Source organism: Bradyrhizobium sp. 170, from assembly GCF_023101085.1.
Lineage (GTDB): Bacteria > Pseudomonadota > Alphaproteobacteria > Rhizobiales > Xanthobacteraceae > Bradyrhizobium.
This window is the reverse complement of sequence record NZ_CP064703.1, coordinates 3,329,190-3,345,047: the sequence shown is the minus strand read 5'-3', so window position 1 is coordinate 3,345,047 and position 15,858 is coordinate 3,329,190. Positions and strand designations below refer to the sequence as shown.

Annotated in this window: 13 protein-coding genes; 2 read left to right on the top strand and 11 right to left on the bottom strand. The window is 63.7% G+C overall.

The annotated features are described in order from the left end of the window. Window positions 1-42: 42 nt before the first annotated feature. From IVB05_RS15530 to ltnD, 7 genes are all read right to left on the bottom strand, one after another. Entirely contained in the window at window positions 43-1,743 is a 1,701-nt protein-coding gene (locus IVB05_RS15530; protein ID WP_247785216.1) for a cache domain-containing protein, read from the bottom strand. A gap of 138 nt (window positions 1,744-1,881) precedes the next feature. Continuing rightward, window positions 1,882-3,582 carry a HAMP domain-containing methyl-accepting chemotaxis protein gene (locus tag IVB05_RS15525; protein WP_247785215.1) on the bottom strand — a complete coding sequence of 567 codons (1,701 nt, stop codon included), beginning with the start codon at window positions 3,580-3,582 and terminating at the stop codon, window positions 1,882-1,884. Between the two features lie 284 nt (window positions 3,583-3,866). Next, window positions 3,867-5,897, bottom strand: a complete 2,031-nt coding sequence (locus IVB05_RS15520; RefSeq protein ID WP_247785214.1) for a methyl-accepting chemotaxis protein — start codon at window positions 5,895-5,897, stop codon at window positions 3,867-3,869. A gap of 246 nt (window positions 5,898-6,143) precedes the next feature. Beyond that, window positions 6,144-7,835, bottom strand: a complete 1,692-nt coding sequence (locus IVB05_RS15515) for a methyl-accepting chemotaxis protein (RefSeq protein WP_247785213.1) — start codon at window positions 7,833-7,835, stop codon at window positions 6,144-6,146. Between the two features lie 179 nt (window positions 7,836-8,014). Next, window positions 8,015-9,292 carry a 3-oxo-tetronate kinase gene (gene otnK, locus IVB05_RS15510; protein WP_247785212.1) on the bottom strand — a complete coding sequence of 426 codons (1,278 nt, stop codon included), beginning with the start codon at window positions 9,290-9,292 and terminating at the stop codon, window positions 8,015-8,017. After that, window positions 9,289-10,071: a 2-oxo-tetronate isomerase gene (gene otnI / locus IVB05_RS15505; protein ID WP_247785211.1), complete on the bottom strand. Its 783-nt coding sequence runs from the start codon at window positions 10,069-10,071 to the stop codon at window positions 9,289-9,291. Before otnI ends, otnK begins: the two co-directional genes overlap by 4 nt. A gap of 26 nt (window positions 10,072-10,097) precedes the next feature. Further along, window positions 10,098-11,012, bottom strand: coding sequence for an L-threonate dehydrogenase (ltnD, locus tag IVB05_RS15500; RefSeq protein ID WP_247785210.1), 915 nt, complete (start codon window positions 11,010-11,012; stop codon window positions 10,098-10,100). A gap of 120 nt (window positions 11,013-11,132) precedes the next feature. Between ltnD and IVB05_RS15495 the strand changes: the two genes are divergently transcribed. Continuing rightward, complete coding sequence (locus IVB05_RS15495; RefSeq protein ID WP_247785209.1) at window positions 11,133-11,795, top strand: aldolase; 663 nt, start codon at window positions 11,133-11,135, stop codon at window positions 11,793-11,795. 100 nt (window positions 11,796-11,895) lie between these two features. Continuing rightward, on the top strand, window positions 11,896-12,405 hold the full coding sequence (locus IVB05_RS15490) for a hypothetical protein (protein WP_247785208.1): 510 nt from the start codon (window positions 11,896-11,898) through the stop codon (window positions 12,403-12,405). A 95-nt stretch (window positions 12,406-12,500) separates the two neighbouring features. Here IVB05_RS15490 and IVB05_RS15485 read toward each other — a convergent pair whose 3' ends face one another. Genes IVB05_RS15485 through IVB05_RS15470 form a run of 4 tightly spaced genes read right to left on the bottom strand, consistent with a single transcriptional unit; the run spans window position 12,501 to window position 15,781 of the window. Then, a complete protein-coding gene (locus IVB05_RS15485; protein WP_247785207.1) occupies window positions 12,501-13,205 on the bottom strand; it encodes an ABC transporter ATP-binding protein in 705 nt (234 codons plus the stop codon). Then, window positions 13,189-13,926, bottom strand: a complete 738-nt coding sequence (locus IVB05_RS15480; protein ID WP_247785206.1) for an ABC transporter ATP-binding protein — start codon at window positions 13,924-13,926, stop codon at window positions 13,189-13,191. The genes IVB05_RS15485 and IVB05_RS15480 overlap by 17 nt, the downstream gene beginning before the upstream one ends. Beyond that, complete coding sequence (locus IVB05_RS15475; RefSeq protein WP_247785205.1) at window positions 13,923-14,903, bottom strand: branched-chain amino acid ABC transporter permease; 981 nt, start codon at window positions 14,901-14,903, stop codon at window positions 13,923-13,925. The genes IVB05_RS15480 and IVB05_RS15475 overlap by 4 nt, the downstream gene beginning before the upstream one ends. Further along, window positions 14,903-15,781: a branched-chain amino acid ABC transporter permease gene (locus tag IVB05_RS15470; protein ID WP_256473327.1), complete on the bottom strand. Its 879-nt coding sequence runs from the start codon at window positions 15,779-15,781 to the stop codon at window positions 14,903-14,905. Before IVB05_RS15470 ends, IVB05_RS15475 begins: the two co-directional genes overlap by 1 nt. Window positions 15,782-15,858 lie beyond the last annotated feature (77 nt).

Below are 15,858 nucleotides of genomic sequence, written 5' to 3'. Positions count from 1 at the left end.
CTTCACGCGAACCGGCATCCACTTCGCTCGAAAACGCTATAATCAGGCCGCCCGCACCGAGTCGAGGAACCTGCCGACCTCGAGCTTGAGGCGGCTGGAGTCGCCCGACAGCGATTGCGCTGCCGCAAGCACCTGCGAGGACGCCGATCCGGTTTCGCTGGCGCCGCGCTGCACGTCGCCGATATTGGAGGACACCTGCTGGGTACCCGCCGACGCCTGCTGCACGTTGCGGGAGATTTCCTGCGTCGCGGCGCCCTGCTCTTCCACGGCGGCTGCGATGGTCGACGAAATCTCCGACAGTTTTTCAATCGTGCCGCTGATGGCCTGGATCGCGTTCACTGACTCCTGCGTTGCCGCCTGGATGCCGGTAATCTGTTGCCCGATCTCGCCGGTTGCCTTCGCGGTCTGCTCCGCCAGCGCCTTCACTTCGGAAGCCACGACCGCAAAACCGCGGCCTGCTTCGCCGGCGCGCGCCGCCTCGATGGTGGCGTTGAGCGCAAGCAGGTTGGTCTGGCCCGCGATGGTATTGATCAGTTCGACGACGTCGCCGATGCGGGTTGCCGCCTTCGACAATTCGCTGACGCGGTCATTGGTGACACGCGCCTGATCGACGGCGTCATTGGCCATCCGCGCCGATTCCTGCACCTGGCGGCTGATCTCGGTGACGGACGAGGCCATCTCCTCGGTGGCGGAGGCCACCGATTGTACGTTGGTGGAAGCTTCCTCGGAGGCTGCCGCGACAGCGGTCGTGAGTTCCTGCGCGCGCTCCGCGGTCGCGGTCAGCGTGCCCGCGGATACTTCGAGCTGGCTCGATGCCGACGATACCGCTTCGACAATCTGGCCGACGGCGGCTTCGAAATCGTTGGCCATCTTGTGCATGTCCGCCTTGCGGCCGCTCGTCGCGCGGATCTCCGCCTCGCGCTGCTCGGTCTCCAGCGCCTGACGGGCGACGGCATTGCTCTTGAAGATCTCGACTGCCTTGGCCATCTCGCCGACCTCGTCACCGCGTCCGACGCCGGGCACCTCGACGGCAAGGTTGCCGCTGGCGAGATCGTTCATCGCGACCGTCATCCGCTGCAGCGGGCCGGTGACGCTACGCGCCACGAAGATCGACACCACGAGCATAAACAGCAGGATCACGCCGGCAGCGATCAGGGAGCGCTGGGTCGAAGCCCAGGTCTGCGCCTTCAGGTCGTCGATGTAGACGCCGGTGCCGATAACCCAGTTCCACGGCGCGAAGCCGACCACATAGGACAATTTCGGCTGCGGCTTGTCGAAGCCCGGCTTGGGCCACTCATAGGGAACGAAGCCTGAGCCGCTCTTTTTGACCGTATTGACGAAGTCGACGAACAGCAGCTTGCCGTTCGGATCCTTGTAGCTCGACAGATCGTTGCCGTTCATTTCCGGCTTGATCGGATGCATCACCATCTTCGGATGCATGTCGTTGATCCAGTAATAATCGTTGCTGCCGTAGCAGAGCGCCCCGATCCGCGCCATCGCGCGCTTCTGGGCGTCGGCATCCGAAACGCCGCCCTTCTGCACCGCGGCATGCTCTTCCTTGATGATGCCGAGCGCGAGGTCGCCGAGGTGCCGCAGCTCGATCTGTTTCTGCTGGTCGAGGCTCGATGCGAGTTCGCGCGATTCGAGAAATGTCACGCCCAGGAGCCCGATGAAGCTGAGGCAGATGAGGGCATAAATCTTTCGGCCAACCGTCATCCTGGCCCGGCGTATCGTTCCAAACATGTCTGATCTCCACGCGACGACGGAGGTCGTCCGCCCCATTGCGCGGAATCGTATATGTCGGCCGCTTTCTTCCCGTTAATTTTGCAGTCAGTAGATATACGGGGTCCTGTTAACCGGAGCCGTGTGCGGCCGGCGGCCTCAGGCCGCCCGCACCGAATTCAGGAACTTGCCGACTTCGAGCTTCAGGCGGTTGCTGTCCGACGACAACGACTGGGCTGCCGACAGCACCTGCGAAGAAGCCGAGCCGGTCTCGCTGGCGCCGCGCTGAACGTCGGTGATGTTAGAGGATACCTGCTGGGTGCCTTGCGCCGCCTGCTGCACGTTGCGGGAGATTTCCTGCGTCGCCGCGCCCTGCTCTTCCACCGCCGCCGCAATGGTCGAGGAAATCTCGGAAAGCCTTTCGATAGTACCGCTGATTTCCCTGATCGCTCCCACGGACTCCTGGGTCGCAGCCTGAATACCCGTAATCTGCTGCCCGATCTCGCCGGTGGCTTTCGCGGTCTGTTCGGCCAGCGCCTTCACTTCCGAGGCCACAACGGCGAAGCCGCGGCCCGCCTCGCCGGCGCGCGCCGCCTCGATGGTCGCATTGAGCGCCAGCAAATTGGTCTGGCCAGCGATGGTGTTGATGAGTTCGACGACGTCGCCGATGCGGGCTGCCGCCTTCGACAATTCACCGACGCGGGCGTTCGTCGTGCGCGCCTGATCGACGGCCTCGCTCGCCATCCGCGCCGATTCCTGGACCTGACGGCTGATCTCGTTGACCGAGGAGGACAGTTCTTCCGTCGCCGAAGCAACCGATTGCACATTGGTGGAAGCTTCTTCCGAAGCCGACGCCACCACGGTGGCGAGTTGCTGCGCGCGCTCCGCGCTGGAGGTGAGCGTACTGGCCGACGCCTCGAGCTCGGTCGAAGCGGACGATACGGTCTCGATGATCTCGCCGACGGCGCCCTCAAAGTCGGCGGCCATCCTGATCATGTCCGCCTTGCGCTGCTGGGAAGTGCGGAGTTCGGTGGCCTGCTGCTCAACCCTCATACGCTCGACTTCAAGCCCGTTCTTCTTGAACACTTCCACGGTGCGGGCCATTTCGCCCAGCTCGTCGCGACGTTCGAGACCGGGCACATCGGCCTTCAGATCGTTTCGCGCAAAGGCCTCCATCACGGTCTTCAATTGTCCGATCGGCCCGGACAACCCCTTGATGCCGATCCAAAGGGCCGCAGCAAGACCCGCAAGCAGGCCAATGCCTGCCGACACCCAAACCATGTGGATCGCGGAATTGGCTTCCTTCGTCAGATCATCCGAGACCTTGGCGGCGCCGGCGACAAGCTCGTCGACCATCTTCGCGTGCGCCTGGATCGCCGTTTCGATCGGTCCGGCGCATTCAGTCTTGAGCCGCGTAGCAGCTTTCAGGTTTTCATCAGGCGTGTTTGTTGTCGCCGCATACTTGATGCCGGGGTCGCACGCCGCGAAGGCTTTCTCAAAATTGCCGATCGTTGGCTGAATGAGAGCCGTTCTTTCCGGCAAATTTTTCAGGACTGTCGCCATAAGGGCTTCATAAGCCTTCCGGCTATCGGCGGCTTGCGCGAGGTACCTGGCGTTGCCTGCATCGGTCGTTTCCGCCGCCAACTGAAACGCGGAGGACAGATAGTTTTCCGCCACGCGGCCCGCGCGCGTCGCCATGGTGGTTGACTTGTTCACGCGCGTGACGACATCGGTGCTGGCGTCGTCCGCGGCCCTCATCTTGCTGGTGGCAAAGACCACAGTCCCGATCGTAACAAAGGCCATCAGCACGACAATCAAGCTGACCTTGAATGCGATCTTGAAGTTGTTGAGCCAAGACATGGTCGGTCCCCGCGATGATTGCCGGCGCAAGCATCCAGCGAGTCAGGGTCCGCAAAGCGAATCGCCACCACCGGATTTGCGCCTGTCTTGAGGAACGCGGACGCGTTCGTCACCGCGACAGTACCGCCGGTGTCTGTTTATGTTGGTTAATTTGACGCCCCGTACTAACACGGAACGTTAAGCATGCGCCGCACGCCTGGTGAAAACCCGGAAGGCGAATGGTGCTCAGCGCGTCAACTTGAAGCTGCCGCCAGGCGCGGCCCGAATTTCGTCGCGTCGCTTTGTCAGGCCGCCCGCACCGAGTTGAGGAACTTGCCGACTTCAAGCTTCAGGCGGCCCGAGTCCGACGACAGCGACTGGGCCGACGAAAGCACCTGCGAAGAGGCCGTGCCGGTCTCGCCGGCGCCGCGCTGCACGTCGGTGATGTTGGCGGAGACCTGCTGGGTGCCGCGGGCGGCCTGCTGCACGTTGCGGGAGATTTCCTGGGTCGCGGCACCCTGCTCTTCCACGGCGGCCGCAATCGTCGAGGAGATCTCCGACAGCCTCTCGATCGTGCTGCTGATCGCCTGGATCGCCCCGACCGACTCCTCGGTCGCGGCCTGGATGCCGGTGATCTGCTGGCCGATCTCGCCGGTCGCCTTCGAGGTTTGTTCCGCCAGCGCCTTTACCTCGGACGCCACGACGGCGAAACCTCGGCCGGCGTCGCCCGCGCGCGCCGCCTCGATGGTGGCGTTGAGCGCCAGCAGATTGGTCTGCTCGGCGATGGTGTTGATGAGTTCGACCACCGCGCCGATGCGGGCCGCCGCCTTCGCCAATTCGCTGACCCGGCCATTGGTGGTGCGGGCCTGATCGACGGCCTCATTGGCCATCCGCGCCGATTCCTGAACCTGACGGCCGATCTCGGTGATGGACGAGGCCATTTCCTCGGTGGAGGAGGCTACCGACTGCACGTTGGTGGAGGCTTCCTCGGAAGCCGCGGCCACCACCGTGGTCAGTTCCTGGGCGCGTTCGGCGGTCGCCGTCAGCGTGCCGGCGGCGGATTCGAGTTCGGTAGACGCCGACGACACGGTCTCCACGATCTTGCCGACCGCGCCTTCGAAATCGTCGGCGAGCTTGATCATTTCTTGCTTGCGGCGCTGCGCCGCGACCTGATCCTGGTTGACCTTGGCCTCGGCTTCCTCACGCGCCTTCTGCTCGGCGTTTTCGCGAATGACGGTCACCGTCTTGGCGAGGTCGCCGATTTCGTCGCCGCGGCCGGCGCCGGGAATCTCGACGTCGAGATCGCCGCCGGCCATCCTGCTCAGCGCACCGTTCAGGCGCGTCATCGGACGCGCGACCCCGAGGAAGGAAAACACGACCGAGGCAATCAGCGAGACGACGACGATGATCGCCATGATCAGGTTGATCTGGTTGGCACGCTCGGTATCGGCCATGACCTCGTCCTTGGAGGTCTTCGCATCCTTTTGCGCGCCAGCGACCGTGACTTCCATCAGGTCGGCGACATCCGCGGCGGCCTTGACGGTGCGATTGGCGATGATGTCGTTCTTTACCTGCTCGGTTTTTACAGCGTCCTCGTTGGCGGCCAGGAAACGCTTGACGATCGAAGACAGGTTGCTGACCACCACCAACAACTCGCGGTCGTCGGCCTCACCGCGCAGCTTGTTGAAAACATCCTTCAGCGAGGCCTCGGTCTTGCTCATCTCGGTGACCAGGGTGGCATCGCCGGTGGCGCCGAGCTTCCAGGCGGCTGCCCGCAGCGCGTTCACCTTTCCGTCGGCCTGAAACACCAATCGTTCGATCTCGAGGCGGTTGTCCAGCTTCGCCATGGCCGGCGAACCCAACTGGGCCGCGACGGACTTGGTCCATTCGTCCGAGACGACCGAGCGCTTGTCGATCTGCGCCAGCAGCGTGGTCTGCGCCTTGGCGAGATCTTCCACGGCGGCGGCAAAACCGTCCATCAAGGCCTTGATCTTCTGGAGCCTTTCCCTGGCGTCCGGCTGCTGGGCGGTGGCGAGCGCTGCCTCCAGTTCCTTCGCTGCGCTCGCCTTGTGGCGCTGCAAATCGGCAATGGTCTTTTCGACCTCGGCGGCACTTCTCGCCAGCCTGACGGCGCTGGCGGCAAGCTGAATCTTGCGCAGGTCGATATGCGCGGAGAGCGAATTGTCGGCCACCTGCTGCGATCGGGCGGCGCGCGCGCTGCCTTCCTCGATTCTCGATTCGGTGACCATCTGGTTGGCCACCATGCCGATCGCCAGCAAGACGCCGACCGCCCCGGCCAAGCCCAGTTTGTTTCCGATACGGTTGAGCTTGATCATGTCGACGACCCCAAATTCTTCTGAAGCAGTTTTCCGGAGGCGAAATTTGCGGCAAAGGAACCAGCAACCTTCACGCGCGAATCCCGGAGATGCGCGGGCAGCGTAGCGGGGACCGGTTAATTTCCGCTTGCGTGAAACTACGGAATATCCAGCCGGGTTGTAGTTCCACCGACTTCGCGCAAGACACGAAAAGGCCCAGCTCCCCCTTGCCGGGAGCCGGGCCCATTGTCTGCCGCTGGCCGGTTGTCAGGCTGCCCGAACCGATTCCAGGAACTTGGCGACCTCGAGCCTGAGACGCTTGCTGTCGCCCGACAGCATCTGCGCCGCCGAAAGCACCTGCGAGGAGGCCGCGCCGGTCTCGCTGGCGCCGCGCTGCACATCGGTGATGTTGGTAGAGACCTGCTGGGTGCCCCTGGCCGCCTGCTGCACGTTGCGGGAGATTTCCTGCGTTGCCGCGCCCTGCTCTTCCACGGCAGCCGCGATTGCCGAGGCGATCTCCGCCAGCCTTTCGATGGTGCCGCTGATTTCCTTGATCGCGCTCACGGACTCCTGGGTCGCGCCCTGGATGCCGGTAATCTGCTGGCTGATTTCGCCGGTGGCCTTTGCCGTCTGTTCGGCCAGCGCCTTGACTTCCGACGCCACGACCGCAAAGCCACGGCCGGCATCGCCGGCGCGCGCCGCCTCGATGGTGGCGTTGAGCGCGAGCAGGTTGGTCTGACCGGCGATGGTGTTGATGAGTTCGACCACGTCGCCGATCCGGCCCGCCGCCTTGGACAATTCGCTGACCCGGTCGTTGGTGACGCGGGCCTGACCGACCGCGTCCGTCGCCATCCGCGCCGATTCCTGCACCTGACGGCCGATCTCGGTCACCGACGAAGAAAGCTCTTCGGTCGCCGACGCCACTGACTGCACGTTGGCGGAGGCTTCCCCGGAAGCCGAGGCCACGGTTGATGTCAGCGTCTGCGAGCGTTCGGCGGTCGCCGACAGCGTGCCGGCGGAGGCTTCGAGCTGTGTCGAAGCCGACGACACCGTCTGCACGATCTCGCCGATCACGCTTTCGAAACTACGGGTGATGCCGTCGACCCGCCGGCCACGCTCGATCTTGGCTTCGGCGTCGGTAGCTGCGGCCTCGTCGGCGGCCTTCTTGGCAATCAGCGCCTGCTTGAATACCTGCAAGGTGTCCGCCATCGCGCCGATTTCGGTCTTCTCGCCCTGATGCGGCACATCCGCGCTCAGATCGCCTTGGCCCAGCGCCTGCATCGGGATCACGATGGAGGCGATGCCATCAGATACGTCGCGAACCAGATAATAGCTGACGGCGATACCGGTGATGACGGCCACACCCAGAATGGTCGCAAGCATCATGAAAGCGAATGCATAATTGTCGGCGGCCTCCTGCGCCGCCTTGTCGCCGCCCGCGTTGTTGAGGTCGATATCCTTCTTCAGGACTGCGTCGGCCTCGAGCCCGATCTTGTTCACGGTGGTCGTGTTCAGGTCGTGCGCTTCCGTGGGCATCTGGCCGGCCGCCTTGCGCGACAGCGCCATGATCTCCTCGGCGCCCTTCTTGTAGCGCTCCCACAACCTGACCCATTCGTTGTACAGCGCGCGCTCTTCCGGCGACGTAATCATCGGCTCATAGGCCGCACGGATCTTGGTGTTGGACTCGACAACGCTCGCCAGCGTCTTTTCCATCGCCAGCTTTTCTTCCAGCGTCTCGGACAGCATGTGCTCGCGGATCACGTTGCGATAGGTGATGACGCCGGCGCGCAAGTCACCCAGCACGCGTACGCTCGGCATCCAGCTCGTCGCGATGTCCACCGTGTTGGCGTTGATGGCGCGCATGTTCCTGACCGCGAGCAGACCCATGCCCGTCATCGCGACGAGCAGGAAGGCAACCACGGCGATGATCTTGGTGCGGATCGAATAGCGGGCGAGCATGGGACGGAATCTCTAGTTTTTGGGCGCGTGGGACGCGCCGGGTGGTGAAAAGGCAGAGAGGTTGGAAAAGTGGATGGATGCCGTATCAAACCCGACACGTCCTCAGGTTGAGTTAACGCGCGTCGGTACAAATACCTACGCGACAGTTCTCTCCGGGAAATGAATGGTGGGCGAGGCGATCAGCGCATCAGCTTCAGAGCATCGGAAAAAAACTCAGGCCCGCCGAAATTGCCCGATTTCAGGGCAAGCAACATCTCGCCTCTGTCGGCACCCACTGCGCTTAAAACCGGCACTCCTGCAGCGATTTCTGCGCCGACGAGGAATCCCGGAATGCGCAGGCGATCGACGACGGCGCCCGAAGTTTCACCACCCGCGACGACCAATCGCCGCACGCCCGACCGCACCAGGCCTTCCGCAATATCGGCCATCGCCTGCTCAATGGCATGCCCGGCTGCATCGCGGCCATGACGAGATTGCAGAGCTGCGACCTGATCCGGCGTCGAGCTGCTGGCGATCAGGATCGGCCCGCCGTTGATTCGGTCGTTCGCCCAGCCGAGCGCCCGCCGTACCTCGGCAGGCCCCGCGATGATCTGTTCGGGATCGAGATGCAGGACAGCCATGGTCTTTTCGGCGTTGGCGATCTGCGCCAACGTCGCCTGCGAACAGCTCCCCGCCAGGCACGCCGCCGGTCCGCCGACCGGCGCTCCCGACACCGCGCCGGCGGAATCCGATTTGACCTTGCCGGAGGCGACCAGCGCCCGGGCGAGACCGAGACCGATGCCGGACGCGCCGACTGAAAGGCGATGATCCAGCGCAACGCCGCCGATGGTTTCGAGATCGCGGTCGAACACGGCGTCGATGATAGCAGCGCCGATGCCCTTGCCCGCAAGATCGGCGAGACGCCCGCGAACCGCGTCCGCGCCGCGCGAAAGCGTTGCGAGATCCACCAGCCCGACCTTGGTCTGGCTCTGGCGCGCCAGCACCCGCACCAGATTGGAATCGTGCATCGGATTGAGCGGATGATCCTTCAACGGACTTTCGTTCAGCGGCACGCTGCCTACGAACAGGTTGCCCTGGTAGACGGTGCGGCCGGTTTCCGGAAAGGCCGGCGTCACCAGCACGATGGCATCGCCGGAATCGGCGCGCAGCGCATCCATGACGGGGCCGATATTGCCGGCGTCGGTGGAATCGAAGGTCGAGCAGATCTTGAACAGCACATGGCCGGCGCCGCGGCCGCGCAGCCATTTCTCCGCCGCGCGCGAACGATCGACCGCAACACCCGCCTCGATCGAACGGCTCTTGAGCGACACCACCACCGCGTCGACCTCAGGCAGCGCGAGGTCGTCCGACGGTACGCCGATGGTCTGCACCGTGCGCAGACCCTGACGGGTCAGCGTGTTGGCGAGATCGGAGGCGCCGGTATAGTCGTCGGCAATGCAGCCCAAGGACAATTTCACGGCTTTACTCCGGCATAGGGCTTGAACCAGGCAAGGCCGTCGGTGGTCTTGGCCCGCGGGTTGTATTCGCAGCCGACGAAGCCGTCATAGCCGAGCCGGTCGAGTTCAGCGAACAGGAACGGATAGTTCAGCTCCTCGCCATCGGGTTCGTTGCGCGAGGGAATGCTGGCGATCTGGACGTGGCCCGTGATCGGCATCATCTCGCGCAGCCGCATGGTGACGTCGCCATGAATGATCTGGCAGTGATAGATGTCGAACTGCAGTTTCAGGTTCGGGATTTTCAGTTCGGCGATCAGGTCACGCGCGAAGCCAAAATCGTTGAGAAAGTAGCCCGGCACGTTGCGCGCATTGATCGGCTCGATCACGACGTCGAGGCCATGAGGCGCAAAGAATTCCGCGGTCCACGTCACCGACTTATAAAACTGCTCGACCGCTTTCGGTTCGCTTCGGTTGGCGATGCCGGCCATCAGATGCAGCCGCTTGACGCCGGTCGCCTTCGCGTAAGGAAGCGCCGTCTCGAGGCTTCGCTTCAGATCGTCAAAGCGCTCCGGCAGCGCCGCAAAGCCTTTTTCGCCGGCGTCCCAATTGCCCGGCGGCAGGTTGAACAGCGCCTGCGTCAGGCCGTTTTTCTGCAACCGTTCGCCGACGGCCTCCGCCGGATGATCATAGGGAAACAGGAATTCAACCGCGGTGAAGCCGGCCTTCGCCGCAGCATCGAAGCGGTCGAGGAACGGCACATCGGTGAACATCATGGAGAGATTGGCGGCAAAACGCGGCATCGAGCGTCCCCTTCTTGATCTTGCTGCTATTTCGGCTCGCCGGGCAGATGCGTGCCGGTCACCCTGGCATACATCCGCGCCACCGAGGCGTCGTCATCGCGGCCCATGCCGGATGCGGCCGTCATCAAGAACATCTGCAGCGCGGCAGCCGCAACCGGCACCGGGAATTTCTGCGAGCGCGCCATGTCCTGGATGATGCCGAGGTCTTTCACGAAAATTTCGACCGCACTGCGCGGCGTATAATCGCCGTCGAGCACATGCGGCATGCGGTTCTCGAACATCCAGGAATTGCCGGCGGATGCCGTGATCACCTCGTAGACCTTTCGGATGTCGAGGCCCTGCTTGGCAGCGAATGCGATGGCTTCCGAGGCGGCGGCGATGTGCACGCCGGCCAGCAGCTGGTTGATCATCTTGAACGCGGCGCCCTGGCCGGCGTCATCGCCGAGTTCGTAAAGTTTTGCGGCCATCGCATCGAGCGCCGGACGGGCTTTGGCAAAGGCGGCCGGACTGCCTGACGCCAAAACGGTGAGTTCGCCCTGCGCCGCGCGCTGCGCGCCGCCTGAGATCGGCGCGTCGAGGTAGTGCCGCCCGGTTGTTTCCAACTGTTTGGCGAGCCGCCGCGCGATGTCGGGGTCCATGGTGGCCGAGGAGATGAACACCGCGCCCTTCCCCAGCGTTTCGGCGACGCCATTGGGGCCGAACAGGATGGTCTCGGTCTGGGCGGCGTTGACGACCACGCTGACGACGATGTCGGCCGCCTTGGCAGCTTCCGCCGGCGTCCCGGCGCCCTTACCGCCGTCGACCACGAACCTCGCCACGGAGTCCGCCCAGACGTCGCAGCCGGTCACTTCAAGCCCGGCGCGGCGCAGCGAGGTCGCCATGCCATAGCCCATCGAGCCCAGCCCGATGACGGCAACGCGCGGTTTGGCGGATTCTGGCATGCGGCGGTCCCCTCAAATGGTTTCATTCTAGCCGCCATTGGCCGGCAGCCTTGCATCTGGGTATCACGGCTTGGCCGCGCTGCCAAAGCGTGAGACAAGGCTTCAAAACGGGGTCAGTTCATGAGCGAAACAAGGATCCGCGAGGAAATCTGTCGCCTCGGCCGCTCGCTGTTCGAGCGCGGGCTGACGCCGGGCTCCTCGGGCAACATCAGCGTGAAACTCGACGACGGCGGCTGGCTGGTGACGCCGACCAACGCCTCGCTGGGCTCGCTCGACCCGGCGCGGATGTCGCGGCTCGGTCCCGACGGCCGGCTGGTATCCGGCGACGCACCGACCAAGGAAGTTCCGCTCCACACCGCGCTGTACCAGACGCGCGGCGCCGCCCGCGCGGTGGTGCATCTGCATTCGACTCACTCGGTGGCGCTGTCGATGCTGCCCGAGATCGACCCCCGCGCCGCGCTGCCGCCGATGACGCCGTATTATCTGATGAAGTGCGGGCAGACCGCGCTCGTGCCCTATTACCGCCCCGGCGATCCGGCGGTCGCGGATGCGATCAAGGGGCTGGCCGGGAAATACTCGTCCGTGCTGTTGGCCAATCACGGGCCGGTGGTTTCAGGCGATACGCTGGAGGCCGCGGTCTATGCAATCGAGGAACTGGAAGAGACGGCGAAGCTGTATCTGCTGCTGCGCGGGCTGAACCCGCGGTATCTGTCGCCGGCGCAGGTGGAGGATTTGATTGACGTGTTCGGACTGACATTGCCGCAGACTCACGATCACACATAGTCACTCGATGCAAACCAACCTCAAAGCCTTCAAGTCCGACAGAAAATTCTCCGTGTTCAGCTATGGCGTAAGCCATGGTCCCCTCTTGCTTCGAAGCGGAATGACTGACGAACACCCTACCCGCATCGACGTGCTAATTCTCGACGTACGTGCGATGGAAATCAGATCCTGGTTTGACGGAGTTGAGATCGCACTGGTTGATCAGGACTATCTGCGAGATTTCCGCAGCCGCCCGGCCGAAATGATGCAACCGGGACTCGATGTGTACGCCATCTCCGGCAAAGGATGGCAAGGATTCATCGTTGGCGGAAAGCTTTGCGTCCATGAGGATGAGGCCGATTTCACGGCGCCCAGTGCGTTCGCTTCTGCAGAAATGGGTTGGAGGGAGAACGACGTGGCCGAAGCGGCAAGGCCAACGGACGCCGAGGTCGAAGCGGCGGCTCGTGTCCTTGATAAGGCGGGGCGCCACCATCATTGGTGGCCCAAAACCATTAAACCGTATGATGAGCTTGCCAAGACGGACCCGATCGCCAAGAGCGAGTTCGAAGGGCTCGTGGAACAGATGTTGATGGCCGCATCCGAGGCAAAGCGAAATACGGAAACACCATAACGCTCTGCAGCCGTAGCCCGGATGGAGCGCAGCGCAATCCGGGGCCACCGTTCGTTGTTTCCCCGGATTTCGCTACGCTCCATCCGGGCTACGAGTCACAATCCCAAATACGCCTTCCGCACATCCGGATTGACACTGATTTCCGCCGCGCTGCCCTGCATCAACACACGGCCCGTCTGCAGGATGTAGGCACGGTCGGCGATTTCCAGGCATTCCGACATGCGCTGCTCGACGATCAGCACGGTCATGCCGGCGTCGCGGATGCGCTTGACCGCCTGGAAGATTTCATCGACCAGTTTTGGCATGATGCCCTGCGAGGGCTCGTCCAGCATCAGCAACCGCGGCCGCGTCATCAGCGCGCGGCTGATCGCCAGCATCTGCTGTTCGCCGCCAGACAGCGTTTCGGCGCGCTGCTCCAGCCGTTCCTGCAGGCGCGGAAACAATTGGAACACGAGATCCAGTGGCTCCTCGCGGTTGCTCTGGCCGCGAAAAAGATAACTGCCGAGCCGCAGATTGTCGCGCACCGACAATCGCGGAAACAGCCGGCGGTTTTCCGGCACATAGGCAATGCCGCGCGAGGTGATGACGTGCTGCGCCATGCCGTCGATCCTGGTGCCGTCGAACGACACGGTGCCGGAGCGCGGCCGTTCCGCGCCGGCGATCGATTTCAGCAATGTGGACTTGCCAGCGCCATTGGCGCCGGCAACGCAGACGATCTCGCCCTTTGCCACTTCGATCGAGACCGCCGAGATTGCGACCAGGCCCTGATAGGCGGTGGTGACTTCATGCACCGACAGCATGACGATCCCCCAGATAGGCGCTGATGACTTTCGGATCGCGAACGACGTCGGTGGGCTTGCCTTCGACCAGCACCTTGCCGAGATCGAGCACGATGGCGCGGTCGACCAGCGGCATCACGATTTCCATGACATGCTCGACCATCAGCACGGTGACGCCGGTATCGCGCACCTTGCGCACCAGTTCGACGCCGGTTTTGGCTTCGACCGGCGTCAGCCCGGTGAGCACCTCGTCCAGCAACAGCAATTTCGGCTCGGTCGCCAGCGCGCGGGCGACTTCGAGCCGGCGCTTTTCGGAAGGCACCAGATCGCTGGCGAGCACGTTGGCCCGCGCGGCCAGGCCGCAGAACTCCAGCACCTGATGCGCCTTGCGGCGGGCATCGCGCATCACGGTGGTGCGGACTAGCGCGCCGACGATGACATTGTCGATCACGGTCATGGTCTCGAAGCTTTTCACGACCTGGAAGGTACGGCCGACCCCGCGCTGGCAGCGTTCGGCCGCCGGCAACGCGGTGACGTCCTCACCGTCGAAGATGATCGAGCCTTGCGTCGGCGGCAGCACGCCCGCGATCAGGTTGAACAGCGTCGACTTGCCGGCGCCGTTCGGGCCGATCAGGCCGACGATTTCGCCGCGTCCGACCGAGATCGAGACGTCGCTGTTGGCAATCAGGCCGCCGAAGCGCTGCCAGACGCCGCGGGTTTCGAGGAGTGGCGTCGTCGTCATCGTACCGCCTCCTTGCGCCTGGAGGAGAACAGACCGACCAGCCCCTGCGGCCGCGCCAGCGAGATCGCGATGATCAGGCCGCCGTAGACGATCAGGTCGACACCACGGCCGGAGCCGCCGGCGTAGGACCGCGTCAATTCCGTGAGCGGGATCAGGATGACGGCGCCCAGCATCGGCCCCCACAGCGTGCCGATGCCTCCCAACACCGCGGGCAACGCCATCAGCAGCGAGATGTGAAAGCCCATGATGCTCTCGGGATCGATATAAGAGACGAACTGCGCATAGAAGCTGCCGCCGACCGCAACCAGAAACGCGGATACCGCCGCTGCGCCCATCTTGGAATTGAACACCACGACACCGAGGCTTTCGGCGGCGTCCGGATTGTCCTTCACCGCGCGCCACCAATAGCCCCATTTGGAATCTTCCAGCCACCAGGTGACGAACCAGGCGACGCAGGCCAGCGCCAGCGCGAAGTAGAAATACGGCAGCTTGCTGCGCGGGAACTGGAATTTCAGCCAACTGTCACCGCGCACGGGAATCTCGATGCCCATTGCAGCACCTGCCCAATCCCAGTTGTGGAACAGCAAGAGCCCGATCTCGGCGATGACGATGGTGGCGATGACGAAATAATGCCCGCGCAGGCGGAAGCAGGGATAGCCGAGCGCCATGGCAATGACCGCGGAGATCGCGCCGCCGCCGAGCATGCCGAACCACGGCAGGACACCGAACTTGGTGAACAGCAGCGTCGTGGTATAGGCGCCAATCCCGAAATAGAGCGCGTGACCGAGCGAGATCTGCCCGCAATAGCCGGAGAGGATATTCCAGCTCTGCGACAGCGCCCCCCACATCAACGTCAGCACCATGATGTTCTGGACGTAGGAATCCTTGACGAACAGCGGCACCACGGCTGCGATCGCGGCAAGAGAGAATGCGACGATGAGGTCGCGGCGGCGGCTTCTGGCGAAATTCGTGTCCATCACATCGATCCGAACAGGCCGCGCGGCCGGATGAAGACGACAAGGAGATAGACCGCGTAGATGCCGACCGCCTTGAGCGAAGGCGGCAGCAGCATGGCGGTCGTGGCCTCGACCAGGCCGACGATGATGCCGCCGGCGAAGGCGCCGAACACGCTGCCGAAGCCGCCCAGCGCCACCGTCACATAGGCGATCAGCGCGAACGAAGCGCCGACGTCAGGATAGATGTAGAAGAACATCGCCATCACGGCGCCGGCCAGACCCACCAGCGCCGCACCAAGGCCCCAGCCCAGCGCGAACACCTTGTTCTTGTCGATACCGACCAGCGCCACCGCGCCGGCGTCCTCGCGGGTCGCTTCCAGCGCGCGGCCGAAGTCGGTGCGGTTGATGAAGAGGTAGAGCGCGCCGAATGCGGCGATCGCGACCAGGGCGCCCACCAGTTGCGGCACCGGCAGGAAGATGCCGAAAACCGAAACCGTTTTGCCGCCGAGCCATGAATGCGTAACGCTGCGGTAGTCCGGCGTGAAGAAGAACTGCGCCACGCCGCGCATGACGATGGCGAGGCCGAAGGTCGAGAAGATCTGCACCATACCGGCGTTGGCCTTGGCGCGGACCGCAAACCGCACGATCAGCAGATAGGCTAGGGCTCCGAACACGAACAGCGCCGCGGCGACCAGCGGCGCCGCCAGCAAGGGATCGATCGCGAAGAACACGAACAGGAAGAACGTCGCGTACATCGCGATCATCAGGAATTCGCCGTGGGCGAAGTTTACGACGTCCATCAGGCCGAAGATGAGCGCGAGGCCTACGGCAATCAGCCCATAGAGCAGCCCCATCAACAGGCCGCTCGCCAGGCTTTGGATAATCGTCTCGGCTGTCACCGGGATACCCCCATCGCACGTCGTCCCTGCGAACGCAGGGACCCATAACCACCGGAGCCGCATTTGAACAAAGGACG

Bases quoted from the DNA above. Each gene is read 5' to 3' on its own strand.
- IVB05_RS15530 (WP_247785216.1), bottom strand. From the start codon at position 1,743: ATGTTTGGAACGATACGCCGGGCCAGGATGACGGTTGGCCGAAAGATT.
- IVB05_RS15525 (WP_247785215.1), bottom strand. From the start codon at position 3,582: ATGTCTTGGCTCAACAACTTCAAGATCGCATTCAAGGTCAGCTTGATT.
- IVB05_RS15520 (WP_247785214.1), bottom strand. From the start codon at position 5,897: ATGATCAAGCTCAACCGTATCGGAAACAAACTGGGCTTGGCCGGGGCG.
- IVB05_RS15515 (WP_247785213.1), bottom strand. From the start codon at position 7,835: ATGCTCGCCCGCTATTCGATCCGCACCAAGATCATCGCCGTGGTTGCC.
- otnI (WP_247785211.1), bottom strand. From the start codon at position 10,071: ATGCCGCGTTTTGCCGCCAATCTCTCCATGATGTTCACCGATGTGCCG.
- ltnD (WP_247785210.1), bottom strand. From the start codon at position 11,012: ATGCCAGAATCCGCCAAACCGCGCGTTGCCGTCATCGGGCTGGGCTCG.
- IVB05_RS15495 (WP_247785209.1), top strand. From the start codon at position 11,133: ATGAGCGAAACAAGGATCCGCGAGGAAATCTGTCGCCTCGGCCGCTCG.
- IVB05_RS15490 (WP_247785208.1), top strand. From the start codon at position 11,896: ATGACTGACGAACACCCTACCCGCATCGACGTGCTAATTCTCGACGTA.
- IVB05_RS15485 (WP_247785207.1), bottom strand. From the start codon at position 13,205: ATGCTGTCGGTGCATGAAGTCACCACCGCCTATCAGGGCCTGGTCGCA.
- IVB05_RS15480 (WP_247785206.1), bottom strand. From the start codon at position 13,926: ATGACGACGACGCCACTCCTCGAAACCCGCGGCGTCTGGCAGCGCTTC.
- IVB05_RS15475 (WP_247785205.1), bottom strand. From the start codon at position 14,903: ATGGACACGAATTTCGCCAGAAGCCGCCGCCGCGACCTCATCGTCGCA.